Origin of the sequence: Hyphomonas sp. FCG-A18, assembly GCF_045287255.1 — a bacterium.
Taxonomy (GTDB): Bacteria; Pseudomonadota; Alphaproteobacteria; order Caulobacterales; family Hyphomonadaceae; genus Henriciella.
On the sequence record NZ_CP137142.1, the window covers coordinates 2,581,876 to 2,595,380 of the forward strand.

Below are 13,505 nucleotides of genomic sequence, written 5' to 3' on the forward strand. Positions count from 1 at the left end.
GGATTTTTAATGAAAAAAGCCGTTCTGCTTAGTGCTATCGCTGTATCTCTATCTACACTGCCTGCCTGCACAACTACTGAGAAAGTGGCTGTACAACAGCCAGGAGATAAGACCCTTACATGTGAGCAACTAGAAGCAGAGTTCGTAAAGCTCGATAACGTCATGCAAGACGCTCAGGGCGATAAGGGGGTTAATACTGCCAATGTTGCAGCAGTAGTATTCTTTTGGCCTGCCGCAGTCGGCAACTACATGAATGCAAAAGATGCGGAAGAGCTGGTTGAGAAGCGACGCACACACTTAATGAGCATTTATGACTCCAAAGGCTGCCAATAGTATAACTTAAATATGATGAAGCCGAAGCCATCCAAGCTTCGGCTTTTTCTATATCCGGGTTTTCCCGTATCCAAACTCCGTCAGCGCGTTCCTATCCTCGTTTTGTAACTGGAGGACGCAGTATGACTGTAACAGCAATTCTAGGTGGTCCAGACGACGCCTGTAAAACCCAAATTGATTGCGCCATTGAGCTGACGCGCCGTCTGAAAACGACCCTCAAAGGTCTCACCATTATGCCGGATCCGGTAAACTCGGTGATGTATTTTGCTTCGGCCGAAGCCGTTATGGCAGGCGCCCCGGGCATTGATGCCGTGAAGCAGGCCCAGGAGAAAACCAACGAGGCGTTGGAAGCGCTGTTCGACAGCAAAACCCGGCAAGAGAAATGGTTACGCGCGCACTTTGAAAACCTAACCGGCAGCATTCCGGCATACGCGGCCGCAGAAGCTGCACTGAGCGATGCCTTTGTGTTTCCCCGGGGCTCTGCAACCAGTAATCACGCGCTTAATCCGGCATTCGAGCATACACTGATGACGGCGCGGTTGCCGCTGATCCTGGCGTCCGGTGATGGGCGAGCAGACGGCCCCCCCATCATTGCATGGGATGGCAGCCCGCAAGCTGCCCGCGCGATCCGGTTCCACCTGACCCTGCTGATGAGCTATGATGAGGTGATCATTGCTCAGCAGGCCGACAAGGTCCGCCCGGACATCGCCCAATGCGCCTCAACAACACCGGAAGCACTTGCAGCATGGCTCGGTGAAGAGCGCCTAGGTGCCAAGATTGAGACATTTGACGGGGCTGTCGGCGAGGGCCTGATCAAGCTGGCGAAAAAACACGATTCCAGTCTGATCGTTATGGGCGCTTACGGCCATAGCCGTATGGGCGAAATGCTGTTTGGCGGCACCAGCCGCGCCCTGCTCAATGCCAGCGACGGCCCTGCCCTCGCTCTGGCCCACTAAAGACGGAGACTGTAATGACATTGAAGAGAGTCGTTCTGCGCCTTGCCCGCAATGAAGGCTATCCCGAAGGAGATGACAGTCAGGGCTATGTCCTGGTCGCGCCGTTGACCGCTGACGGCCTAATTGACCTCGATGAGTGGCGTGAAAACCGGGAAGCCTGCACCGTTGATCGGTTTCATCCTGACCCAGATGAGAAAGCGGATGGGTGGCTAACCCATCGCGGGTCGCATTGGCGGTTCCGGTATGATGAAGAGGATGAAGGTCCGGACGAAGGCGGTTATCGTCTTGGCGAGCACCGCTTCCGCCCCGGTGAATATGTCACGATCGCCCATCATGGCGAAGACCCGCTAACCTATATCGTTACCGATGTGACCAAGGTTTAGGCGTAAAGAAAGGGCTGGAACGTCAATGCCGCTCCAGCCCTTCTCTTATCCCTGGCACGTCTGCAGACGGCACCCGTAATAAGCTTGAAACTAACCTTCAACGACCGGCGTCAGCAAGATCTCAACCCGGCGGTTAGCCGCGCGTCCTGCCGCTGTCGCATTATCAGCAATCGGCCGTGTCTCGCCCATACCAAGAGCGTTCAGACGAATATCCTGTACACCCCTTGCGATCAGAAATGACTGTACAGATTGGGCGCGGCGAATAGACAGGTCCAGATTGTAATCATCGGCGCCATCAGAGCTGGCATGACCGACAATATCAACCGTTGTGGACGGGAATTCGAGCAGTGTGTTCGCCACATCTGTCAGAGGCGCCTGAAAGCTCGGCTGGATTCTAGAACTATCGACCGGGAAGGTTACGCTGGACGGCATTGTCAGTGCGATCTGATCACCTTGGCGCTCAACCTCAATGCCCGTACCCGCTGTCTGCTGGCGCAGTTTTTCTTCCTGCTTATCCATATAGCCCCCAACGGCGGCACCCGCGATACCGCCAATCACAGCGCCAACCGCGGCATTGCGCTTATCATCGCCACCGGCAAGGACACCAACGCCCGCACCAATAATAGCGCCGCCAGCAGCTGTACCAAGCTGGCGATTGGAAACATTCTGACACCCGGCCACAAGCGCCAGGACTGTTGCACCGATAATCAATTTTTGCATGGTTTTGCTCCCCATGTTTAACCTGAAAATCTATTGTCTGTTTTGCCGAGGACTTCCTAGTGAACTCGACGACAGGATTGCAATCGTGCCCGCCAATAGCTGAACAGGATGCAACGAAAACGGGCGGAATTGTCATGATTTCGCCCTGTTCTGGTGACGCAGGTTTGGTTATCTGTCAGAGCTGAAACAGGAGGCTTTGATGGTCCAACCCGCACTCACAGCATTAGCGCTGATTTTCGTTCTTGGTCACGAGACCGTGCCTGCAGCGCTTGCAAACCTACAGGCAGCGCCCTCCGCGGAAGGGGAGCGTGACACGCTCCCTGCTGTTTCTGAACCTGTTGTGACAGAGCCAGAAACAGAAATAGAATCTGCTATCGCTGTGGTGGAAACAGCTGCAGATGAAGCACGCTCTGATCCTCTGACGCAGCCTGTTATAAACGAACCACTTACAGAAGTTGAAAATTTGCCGTCAGCTGAGGCGCCAGAGACCATTCCGGTTCGGGAAGTTCTGGAAACAGAGCCGACAATCCCGACCAATATCATCACCCGTCATGACGCTGGGACGCAGAGCTATACCGTTCTGCTGGACCGCGCCCGTCTTGCCCTATCCTCTGCGAAGACCGCCAAGGGCCGATTCACTCAGGCGAATGCAGATGGGTCACTCTATGGGGGGGACTTTGCGATCTCCCGCCCAGGCAAGCTGCGGTTTGAATATGACGCGCCTGTCCCGGTCTTGATCGTCTCTGATGGCACGACAGTGGCCATGGAAGACCGTGACCTGGAAACGATTGATCGCGTTCCATTGGGGGCGACCCCGCTCGGCCTTATCCTCAATGATGAACTTGAGTTTACCGATGATGTTATCGTTACGGATGTCTCCGAAACGCAGGCTGCATTTGAGATCACTGTTGAAGATGCGAGTGGGGAGATGCCGGGCACACTCACCATGCAATTCAATCAGGCAGAAAATGCCCTGATCGGATGGCGCGCGGTTGATGCAGAGCTGAACACAACCATTGTCGCGCTTCAGGACGTTGAGACCAATACAAGGATCAATCCTCGTGAATTCATTCTTCGCGACGCCGAAGATGAAGAAGACGAGCGGTAAGTCAAACCGCTTCTGACGAAGCTTCTCTTAAAATAGAAAAGGGCGATCCAGATATACAAGGATCGCCCTTCTTTTTTGGGTTTAAACAAGGCTTATGGCGTTACGGCCACGAAGACATTATCTTGAATTTCAGTGGAGATACCGGTATTCGCTCGGATAATATCGGCCAGAACCGTACCCTGAACTTCTGTCTGCTCAGCAGCCGTCAGATCATTTTCCCACCAGAAACGATCGCCATCCCGCAATTCCGTGAACTGACGAACCATAATGGTCTGGAACAATTCGCCCAGTTGAGAGCCTGTGACAGGGTCTTCGGCCATACCGCCAACCCAGATATCAACAACGTTCGGATTGCCATAAGCTGCGGTCAGCGCTGCTGAAATATCTGCATCTGATGTCACGTCCGCGAAAGTTGTTGCACGCGTCAGACTAAGCTCTTCACGCAAATCATTATAATCTGGCAAGCCATGATCACGGCCATTCTGAATGATCAGAGCCGCAAGGTCCAAACCGCCATCGGCGGGCGCAGCAAGGTAAGTATTGCGCAAATCGTCAACCAGCTGAAGGTCCAGATTCTGATGCTTCTGGGCCGCCAAGCCGCGTAAGACAGGCTCAATGGAAGCCGCATCCGTCAGGAATGTCGGCGCCGCGAAATACGTATCCTTGAGCTCAACATTACCCGCAGCGATCACAGCGCCTGTTGCATCAAGACGAAGGAATTGCTCGCTCTGCATAGAATGGATGAATGGCATAACTGCCGTCGTAAATGCATTATAGGCAGATGCGTCGATCGTATCATCATATGCTGTCCAGGCCGGGATAGCTCCCGCACCGAGCAGCGCCGGAAGAAACTCTTCGTAAGTAATGATTTGCAGCTTTGCGACTACAAGACGGCGTGCCCGCTCAAACACTTCATCATCGCTCAAGCCAGGATTAGCCGTCTGAATATCGCTTGCGAGGCGATTATGTTCACGCATAAACAACGTATGCAGAACAGCAAGACCAAGATGCTCATTGGAACGGTAGTCACCGGCGACAAACAGACCAGAACCATCGGCCTCATACCCAATCGCATTGGTCAAACCTGTTGTATTAATGGGGAGCAGATTACCCGCGCTGGTTGCAAGCAAGGCTCGATTTCCAGAATCGCGCAAAGCCTCTGCGCGCGCGGCGCTGTTACCATAGATCACTGAGCCATCCAGCCAGCTTGTCATCTCATTAAGCTGCTCACGTGGGATCTCATCATCTTGTACATCAGGGTCTGGATCGACGCTTGTCGCAGGATCGAAAAAAGCCCGGTTGAACAGCAGAACCGCCGCGCCCGTAGAGTCCGGATCAAATGTCTCATCACCACTTATAACCGTAATATCGGCAGATTCTGCGCCGCCATCGGCAAGCCCGATATCATGGGCAATGAATTGGCCCCAAAGCCATAGGAAGTCGCTGCTATCACCAGCCGTTGGAACCGACACACCATCATCTTGCTGCATGGCGCGTGTTGAAACCAATCGCGAGTTGGTCCGCCCCAGACCAGCTTGTGAGGAGAAACCATTTCCGTAATCTGAATCCGCAAGTCGCTGTAACTGCGTAAATGTAGCGCCCCAGGTCGTGTTGGATGTATTATTGTTTGTACCGTCATAGGTCCGCACATCCCGTCCCTCAAAAACCGGACTTGTTGTTGGGCGGGCAGCAATCGCATCGGTACGCCGCGTTTCAATATTGCCAGTAATCCCACGTGCGGACGGCCCATTAACACGTGGGCGATCATTCACAGTTACGGTGACTTCATCAATGGCTGTCGCTTCACCATTTGTTGCCGTCAGACGGAAAACAAGATCCGTAGCGTCATTGACATTTACGGCCCGGAATTGCGGTGTCAGGGTCGTGGTCCCGGTTAAGCCCGTTGTTGGTCCCGCAACCTGTGCCCAGATGAAATCAATCGACCCGCCCGTTTGGCTAACCGTGCCGCTGAGTTCAACGAGGTCGCCTTCGGCGGCGGTTTGATCCACACCCGCATTTACGGTCGGGAGCGGGCTGACATTATCACTGCCGCCTGAGCCACTGCACGCTGCAAGACCAAGCGCGGCTGTCGCCGCTAAAAGGCTGTATTTCATAGACATCACTCCCACTACAAAGCCAATTGGCCCTAGAAACCTCAAACAAGTCACCTCGTCGAGACTTGCCCTGTATTAAATCTTGCAAAGACTGGAAAGTCTGAAATGCGCTCTTAACGTCGGCAAGAGCGGCTCACAGATTTCAAATCACGCCTTTGCTTTCGTCTTGCGTTTTGCAGGGGCTTTCTTGGCCGGGGCTTTTTCGGTTTCACGCGTGGTGATTTGCCAGCCATGGCCCGGCGCTCGTCCTGACGCTCAAACGTTTCCTTGAGGAACTTCCCGGTCCAGCTGCCTTCCGTCTCGGCCACCTGTTCCGGTGTACCTACCGCTACGATCTGGCCGCCGCCATCCCCGCCCTCTGGACCAATGTCGATGATATGGTCGGCGGTTTTGATAACGTCGAGATTGTGCTCGATCACGACGATTGTGTTGCCCGTATCGACCAGCTCATGCAGCACATCGAGCAGTTTGCGAACATCATCAAAGTGCAAGCCCGTGGTTGGCTCATCGAGGATATAGAGCGTCTTACCCGTGGCCCGTTTTGATAGCTCCTTGGCGAGTTTAACGCGTTGCGCCTCGCCGCCAGACAGCGTCGTCGCCTGTTGGCCGACCTTGATATAGGAGAGGCCAACGCGGTTGAGCGTTTCCATCTTGGATTTGATCGCGGGAACCGCGGCAAAGAATTTCTCCGCCTCCTCAACCGTCATGTCGAGGACGTCAGCAATCGATTTGCTTTTATAGAGGACTTCCAGTGTTTCGCGATTATAGCGTTTGCCCTCACACGTCTCACACGTGACATAGACGTCTGGCAGGAAGTGCATCTCGATTTTGATAACACCATCGCCCTGACAGGCCTCGCACCGCCCGCCTTTGACATTGAAAGAGAAACGACCGGGCTTGTAGCCACGTGCTTTGGCTTCTGGCAGGCCAGCGAACCAATCCCGGATCGGACCAAACGCACCAGTATACGTTGCAGGATTAGAACGCGGCGTTCGGCCAATCGGGCTCTGGTCAATCTCAATAATCTTGTCGAGATGATGCAGACCTTCAATGCTCTCATAAGGAGCCGGGACCTTGCTCGCATTGTTCAATCTGCGCGCCAGCGCCTTGTAGAGCGTCTCGATGATCAGGGTGGACTTGCCGCCGCCTGAAACCCCTGTGACCGCCGTGAAGGTGCCAAGCGGGATCGTCGCATCGACTTTCTTCAGATTGTTTCCGGTCGCCCCTTTAATGGTGACCGAACGGGACTTTTTCTGGATCCGGCGGGCTTCCGGAATCGGGATTTCTTCGCGCCCCGATAAGTATGCCCCGGTCAACGACTCCGGATCGGCAATCACCTCGCCCGAAGTCCCCTGACTGACAATCTGGCCACCATGCACTCCGGCGCGCGGGCCCATGTCGATGACATGATCAGCCGTCAGGATCGCGTCCTCATCATGCTCAACCACGATCACAGAATTGCCGAGGTCACGCAGGCGTTTGAGCGTTTCCAGTAGGCGTTCATTATCGCGCTGGTGCAGGCCAATGCTTGGCTCGTCGAGCACATAGAGCACGCCGGTGAGGCCTGAACCGATCTGACTGGCCAGACGAATGCGCTGGCTTTCACCGCCACTGAGCGTGCCGGAAGACCGCGACATGGAAAGATATTCCAGACCGACCGCATTCAGGAAGGTCAGGCGATCATTGATCTCTTTGAGGATACGGCTGGCAATCTCCTGCGATTGCGGCGTCAGAGTGTCATTGACCCTGGCGAACCATTCGCCGGCCTCACGGATGGAAAAGCTCGCGGCATCCGAAATATCCAGCCCGGCAATGCGCACCGCCAGAGCCTCTGGCCGCAAACGCTTGCCCAGACAGGATGGGCAGGCCGCGGCGGACTGGAATTTCGCAATCTCATCGCGCGCCCATTGGCTGTCTGTCTCACGGAAACGGCGATCGAGGTTGGGGATCACACCTTCGAATGTCTTGGTCACTTCATAGCGGCGCAAGCCATCATCATAGACGAAATCAATTTCTTCCTCGCCTGTGCCATTCAGAATGACCTCGTGAACCTTCTTGGGCAGCTTGTTCCACGGCGTTTGCAGGTCAAAGTCATAATGGTCAGCGAGCGCCTGAAGGGTCTGGGTTTGATAGGGGCTCGCCTGCTTGGCCCAAGGCGCAATCGCGCCATTGTTGAGGGTCAGGTCGCGGTCGGGCACAATCAGGTCTGGATCAATCTTGAGCTGCTGACCGAGACCATCACAGGTCGGGCACGCCCCAAACGGGTTGTTGAACGAGAACAGGCGTGGCTCAATTTCCGGAATGGTGAAGCCGGAAACCGGGCAAGCAAAGTTCGCGCTGTAAACGATGCGCTTGGGTTCAGTTTCACCTTCAGCAATGTCGGCATACTCCGCCACAGCGATCCCGTTGGCGAGCGGCAAGGCTGTCTCGAAGCTCTCTGCCAGACGCTGTTCCATGCCCTCACGGACAACGATGCGATCCACGACAACATCAATATCGTGCTTGTATTTCTTATCCAGCGTTGGCGGGGTTTCGAGGTCATAGAATTCACCATCCACCTTCACGCGCTGGAAGCCATTCTTGAGCAGCTCGGCAAATTCTTTGCGATATTCGCCTTTGCGGCCGCGAACCATTGGGGCGAGCAGGTAAAGGCGTGTGCCCTCTTCCAGCGCCATTGTCCGATCAACCATCTGGCTGATCGTCTGGCTTTCAATCGGGAGGCCCGTGGTTGGCGAGTATGGAATGCCAACGCGCGCCCAAAGCAGGCGCATATAGTCATAGATTTCAGTAACCGTGCCGACCGTGGATCGCGGGTTCCGGCTGGTGGTCTTTTGCTCAATCGAGATCGCAGGTGAGAGGCCCTCAATGCTTTCGACATCCGGCTTCTGCATCAGTTCCAGGAACTGGCGGGCATAGGCGCTCAAACTCTCGACATAACGGCGCTGCCCCTCGGCATAGATCGTATCGAAAGCGAGTGAGGACTTCCCCGAACCAGAGAGCCCCGTCACGACCACAAGCTGATTGCGCGGAATATCGACATCAACGCTTTTGAGATTGTGTTCTTTCGCGCCCCGAACGCGGATGAAGGGGGATTCTAGAGAAGCGACCATGGGCGATATCTTTGTTTTGCGAGCGATTTGTTCAACGACAGATGTGTGCCGCGAGTCCAGCCTGACAGCAAGAACATATTGTGAACTTACAGCTTTTCACTGCATCCCCTATAAATCGGGGATAGCAGAATGTGAACATAAAAAGAACAAAAATTGACACGGCCATGTTCTGTGGATAGGTGAAGGATCAGACGCGACAGGGCCTTTGCGGCATTGTAGCGAGAGATTTGGATTCGGAAGCAGAATGATCGGAGCGAACAATGGCAGGTTCAGTGAACAAGGTAATCCTTGTTGGAAATGTTGGGCAGGACCCTGAGGTTCGTCAATTCCAGAATGGCGGGCAGGTTGCTTCTTTCTCTCTGGCGACATCAGAGAACTGGAAAGACAAGAATACCGGTGAGCGCCGCGAGAAGACCGAGTGGCACCGGATTTCGATTTTCAATGAAGGTCTTGTCCGGGTTGTCCAGCAATACGTGAAGAAGGGCTCTAAGCTCTATATTGAAGGCCAGCTAGAGACCCGCAAATGGCAGGATCAGAACGGTCAGGATAAGTACACGACCGAGGTCGTCCTGCGCGGCTATGGCGGCAACCTGACCATGCTCGACAGCCGCAATAGCGAGGGCGGTGGCCGCTCCATGAGCTATGATCAGAGCGGTGGCAGCTATGGCGGCGGACAGCGCGGCGGTGGCGGCCCACGCCAGATGGAAGGCCCGGCGCAAGACTTCAGCCAGGACTTTGACGATGAGATCCCGTTTTAAAGGCGATACCGGACGCGAAGCCTGCGCCTCGCGTCTGTTGCTCTAGGGCGCATAAATCTCGACAATACTAGTGGTTTCAGTGCCGCCGACTTCAAGAGCTCCGCCGATCAGATAAATCTTATCCTCGACAGCAACGCCGCCAAGGCCGTGGCGCGGATATGGCATGTCCGGAATGGCCGCCCAGACATCAGAAGCCGGATCATAGACCCAGGCTTCTGGATAAACGCCGCCGCCATTATCGAAAAACTCCCCGCCAAAGGCATAGAGCATTCCACCTACACTTGCCGCGGCCAATCCAGCCTGACCTTGTGGCATTGGGGCAGCAGACCTCCAACGATCCTCTCTGGCATCATAGACTTCATGTGCAGGCGTATTGCCATCCGCGACTGTGCGTCCGCCAACGACATGCCAGTTTTCGCCGATCATTGCCGCTGCAGCGCTATTTCGAGCGGTCGGGAGTGGAGCCACGTCCCGCCATACTGAACCGTCAAAACGCCAATGGGTATTGGTGTCGACATGGTCTGACCAAGCCGCATTGGCTGTGCCAATCTGCTCGCGCCCACCCGCAAAGTGCAGGCCTTCACCGATAACGGTCGTGACGGCCTCCCCACGCGGCGCAGGTAAAGCTGGCGCATCTGACCACGCATCGCCTGCATCATCATAGACCCATGCTGTGCTTTGCATCTGCCAGATGGCTTCAGGGGCGCTTTCAAATCCGCCAATCGCATAGAGCTTATCCTTAAAGCTGATCAGATGTGGATGATGGCGCGCAGCGGGTAGGCTGGCACGCGCGCTCCAGACACCCGTTTCAAGGTCAAGCGCGTGATGAATAGCGGTCGGCCCTGTAATCGTGCCATTTTCAGCCACAAAGCCCCCGGCAAGATGGATACGGCCTTTATGCAAGGCCGGATAAATCTCCTGCACAGCAAGGGGCATAGCAGGCCCCATTGCCCACTCCTTTGCCGAAACAGAGCCATCTGAAGCAGGATCGCCTTCCGCAATTGCGTATGCACTCACCAGCCCTGCTGCCCCGCCCAACAGCGCTATTCGGCGGGTCATGGTGAGGTGAGACATGGCAAGCTCCTGAATCTTCGATGGGGTCGGTGTTCTGAGCAGATGTAAAACAACAGAGCAGCGTTTGTATATGCCGGGCTCTCCTGCTAGTATTTTCCCTTATAAATGCAGGCGATTCGCGCGCCCGCACGCACAAGAAAAGAGGCCCAGCCCGTGAGTGACGAAAATACGCCGCCAGAAGAGCCGGAAACACCTGATCTGCCATCCGAAGATGGCGTTGATCCGGTCAGCATCGAAACTGAGCTGAAGCGGTCTTATCTCGACTATGCGATGAGCGTCATTGTCAGCCGGGCACTGCCGGATGTCCGGGATGGTCTGAAGCCCGTGCACCGCCGGATTCTGTACGCCATGCAGGTCAACGGCAACACACCGGATAAGCCTTATAAGAAATCCGCGAATATTGTCGGGGCCGTGATGGGTAACTTCCACCCGCATGGCGACAGCGCGATTTATGACGCCCTCGTGCGGATGGCACAGCCTTTCTCGATGGGACTACCACTGGTTGATGGTCAGGGGAATTTCGGCTCAATCGATAATGATCCTCCTGCGGCGATGCGCTACACTGAATCGCGGATGGAGAAGGCAGCGACTTACCTGCTCGCCGACATCGACAAGGATACAGTCGACTTTCAGGACACCTATGATGGCTCTCAACAGGAACCGATGGTCCTGCCTGCCCAGTATCCAAACCTGTTGGTCAATGGCGCGGGCGGTATCGCGGTTGGGATGGCGACGAATATTCCGCCACACAATTTGGGCGAAGTGATCGATGCGACCCTCGCGATGATTGATGAGCCGGCGATTGATGATGAAGCTCTGTTGGAAATTGTTCCCGGACCTGATTTCCCGACAGGTGGCCTAATCCTCGGCTATACCGGTTCTCGCAAGGCCTTGCTGGAGGGCCGCGGCTCTGTCCTGATGCGCGCCAAAACCGACTTTGAGGAAATGCGCAACGGGCGTCAGGCCATTATCGTGACCGAAATACCGTTTCAGGTGAACAAGGCCGCGCTGGTTGAGAAAATCGCCATGATGGTTCGCGACAAGAAGATTGAGGGCATCGCTGATCTGCGCGACGAGTCTGATCGTCACGGCATCCGGGTGGTGATTGAGATCAAGAAGGATGCGAGCGGCGACGTCGTTCTAAATCAGCTCTTCCGCTACTCTCAGCTGCAGACATCGTTCCCGGCCAATATGCTGGCGCTGAATGGTGGACGCCCGGAGCAATTGAACCTGCGCCAGATTTTGCAGGCCTTTATTCAGTTCCGCGAAGAAGTTGTCGCCCGCCGTACCAAGTTTGACCTGAACAAGGCTCGTGACCGCGCGCACGTCTTGGTTGGCTTGGCGCTGGCTGTGGCCAATATCGATGAGATTATCGCGATTATCCGCCATGCTCCTGACCCGAACACCGCGCGCGAGCGTTTGCTGGCAAAAGCCTGGCCAATCATGGATATGGGACCACTTCTGGATCTGGTCGCCGACCGTCGTACGCGCTGGGATGGCGATGAAGCGATCTTCCTGTCAGATGAACAGGCGCGCGCCATTCTCGCCTTACAGCTGTCTCGCCTGACCGGGCTTGGCCGCGATGAGATTGGTAATGAAGCCAAGAGTCTGGCTGAAAAGATTGCTGACTATCTCGACATTCTGCGCTCACGTCCGCGCGTTCTGGATATCATCCGTGGTGAACTCAACGAAGTGAAAGAGAAGTTCGCGGTGCCGCGGCGCTCTGAGTTTACCTTTGGCGGCGCTGACCTTGATGATGAAGACCTGATCGAGCGCGAAGATATGGTCGTGACCGTGACCCATGGCGGTTACGTTAAGCGGACCCCGCTCGCGACCTATCGGACCCAGCATCGCGGCGGCAAAGGCCGATCCGGCATCTCGATGAAGGACGAGGATTTTGTCACCCGCGTCTTCATGGCCAATACCCATACCGAGGTCCTGTTCTTCAGCTCTGAAGGCATGGTCTATAAGGAGAAGGTCTGGCGGCTGCCGATTGGATCACCACAGTCGCGCGGCAAGGCGCTGGTCAATATCTTCCCGCTATCCAAGGATGAGCGGATTGAGAGCATTATGCCCCTGCCAGATGATGAGGAGTCGCGTCAGCAGCTGGACGTGATGTTCGCGACCCGCTCTGGCGGGATCCGCCGCAACAAGCTGTCCGACTTCATTCGCGTCAATCGCAACGGCAAAATTGCGATGAAACTGGACGAGGGTGATGGCATTGTCCGTGTACGGATTTGTTCACCAGATCAGGATGTCATGCTGACCACAGCGCTTGGCCAATGTATCCGTTTCCGCGTCGATGACGTTCGTGTCTTTGCAGGCCGTAACTCAACGGGTGTACGCGGCATTCGCTTGGCCGATGGCGATGAAGTTATATCCATGGGCATTCTGCGCCATATTGATGTGACCAGTGCTGAGGCTCGCGCCTATCTCAAACACGCAACCGCGATGCGCCGCGCCGCAATGGGCGATGATGAAGAACCTGTTGAAGCCGTTGCCGACGATGAGGGCGATGATGGCGAAGACGAAGCCGCTCTGTCGCCAGAGCGTATTGCCGAGCTTGGCGCTGCAGAGCAGTTCATTCTGTCAATCGCAGATGACGGCATGGGCAAGCGCTCAAGCGCGTATGATTACCGCGTCACTGGGCGTGGCGGCAAAGGGCTTGTCGCGCATAATATCTGGGGCAGCAACAAGAAGGCTGGACCGATCAAGAAGATCGCGTCCTCCTTCACGGTGGCTGATGAAGATGAGGTCATGCTGGTCACAGATGCCGGGCAATTGATCCGCACACCGGTTGAGCAAATCCGCATTGCCGGGCGCGCCACATCCGGCGTTTGGGTCCTGCGCACCAAGGAAACTGAGCGGGTTGTCTCTGTGGCACGTCTTGCCGACACGGGTGAAGACGATACAGAAGAGAGCTAAGGCATTCGGCAATTCCACTCGCTG

At 55.4% G+C, this 13,505-nt stretch carries 10 protein-coding genes; 6 read left to right on the forward strand and 4 right to left on the reverse strand.

What is annotated here, in order from left to right; translation table 11 throughout:
- Positions 1 to 9 precede the first annotated feature (9 nt).
- The 3 genes from RYZ27_RS12745 (at position 10) to RYZ27_RS12755 (ending at position 1,672) form a co-directional block, all read left to right on the forward strand.
- Entirely contained in the window at positions 10 to 333 is a 324-nt protein-coding gene (locus RYZ27_RS12745) for a hypothetical protein (RefSeq protein WP_406679898.1), read from the forward strand.
- 122 nt (positions 334 to 455) lie between these two features.
- Complete coding sequence (locus RYZ27_RS12750; protein WP_406679899.1) at positions 456 to 1,289, forward strand: universal stress protein; 834 nt, start codon at positions 456 to 458, stop codon at positions 1,287 to 1,289.
- Between the two features lie 14 nt (positions 1,290 to 1,303).
- Positions 1,304 to 1,672, forward strand: a complete 369-nt coding sequence (locus RYZ27_RS12755) for a hypothetical protein (RefSeq protein WP_406679900.1) — start codon at positions 1,304 to 1,306, stop codon at positions 1,670 to 1,672.
- A 90-nt stretch (positions 1,673 to 1,762) separates the two neighbouring features.
- Here the strand turns inward: RYZ27_RS12755 and RYZ27_RS12760 are convergent, their stop codons facing one another.
- The gene (locus RYZ27_RS12760; protein ID WP_406679901.1) at positions 1,763 to 2,392 is read right to left on the reverse strand and encodes an OmpA family protein; all 630 of its coding nucleotides are present in this window, start codon (positions 2,390 to 2,392) and stop codon (positions 1,763 to 1,765) included.
- Positions 2,393 to 2,591: 199 nt separating this feature from the next.
- Between RYZ27_RS12760 and RYZ27_RS12765 the strand changes: the two genes are divergently transcribed.
- Entirely contained in the window at positions 2,592 to 3,500 is a 909-nt protein-coding gene (locus RYZ27_RS12765) for an outer-membrane lipoprotein carrier protein LolA (RefSeq protein WP_406679902.1), read from the forward strand.
- A 92-nt stretch (positions 3,501 to 3,592) separates the two neighbouring features.
- Here the strand turns inward: RYZ27_RS12765 and RYZ27_RS12770 are convergent, their stop codons facing one another.
- Both RYZ27_RS12770 and uvrA read right to left on the reverse strand, forming a co-directional pair.
- Entirely contained in the window at positions 3,593 to 5,614 is a 2,022-nt protein-coding gene (locus tag RYZ27_RS12770; RefSeq protein ID WP_406679903.1) for a peroxidase family protein, read from the reverse strand.
- A 113-nt stretch (positions 5,615 to 5,727) separates the two neighbouring features.
- Positions 5,728 to 8,724 carry an excinuclease ABC subunit UvrA gene (gene uvrA / locus RYZ27_RS12775; RefSeq protein WP_406679904.1) on the reverse strand — a complete coding sequence of 999 codons (2,997 nt, stop codon included), beginning with the start codon at positions 8,722 to 8,724 and terminating at the stop codon, positions 5,728 to 5,730.
- A gap of 260 nt (positions 8,725 to 8,984) precedes the next feature.
- Here uvrA and ssb point away from each other — a divergent pair, with 260 nt between their 5' ends.
- Positions 8,985 to 9,482 (forward strand): single-stranded DNA-binding protein, encoded by a 498-nt coding sequence (gene ssb, locus RYZ27_RS12780; protein ID WP_406679905.1) that lies wholly within the window; start codon positions 8,985 to 8,987, stop codon positions 9,480 to 9,482.
- A 42-nt stretch (positions 9,483 to 9,524) separates the two neighbouring features.
- Here ssb and RYZ27_RS12785 read toward each other — a convergent pair whose 3' ends face one another.
- Positions 9,525 to 10,556 carry a Kelch repeat-containing protein gene (locus RYZ27_RS12785; RefSeq protein WP_406679906.1) on the reverse strand — a complete coding sequence of 344 codons (1,032 nt, stop codon included), beginning with the start codon at positions 10,554 to 10,556 and terminating at the stop codon, positions 9,525 to 9,527.
- 153 nt (positions 10,557 to 10,709) lie between these two features.
- Between RYZ27_RS12785 and gyrA the strand changes: the two genes are divergently transcribed.
- A complete protein-coding gene (gyrA, locus tag RYZ27_RS12790) occupies positions 10,710 to 13,481 on the forward strand; it encodes a DNA gyrase subunit A (RefSeq protein WP_406679907.1) in 2,772 nt (923 codons plus the stop codon).
- The last annotated feature ends 24 nt before the right edge of the window (positions 13,482 to 13,505 follow it).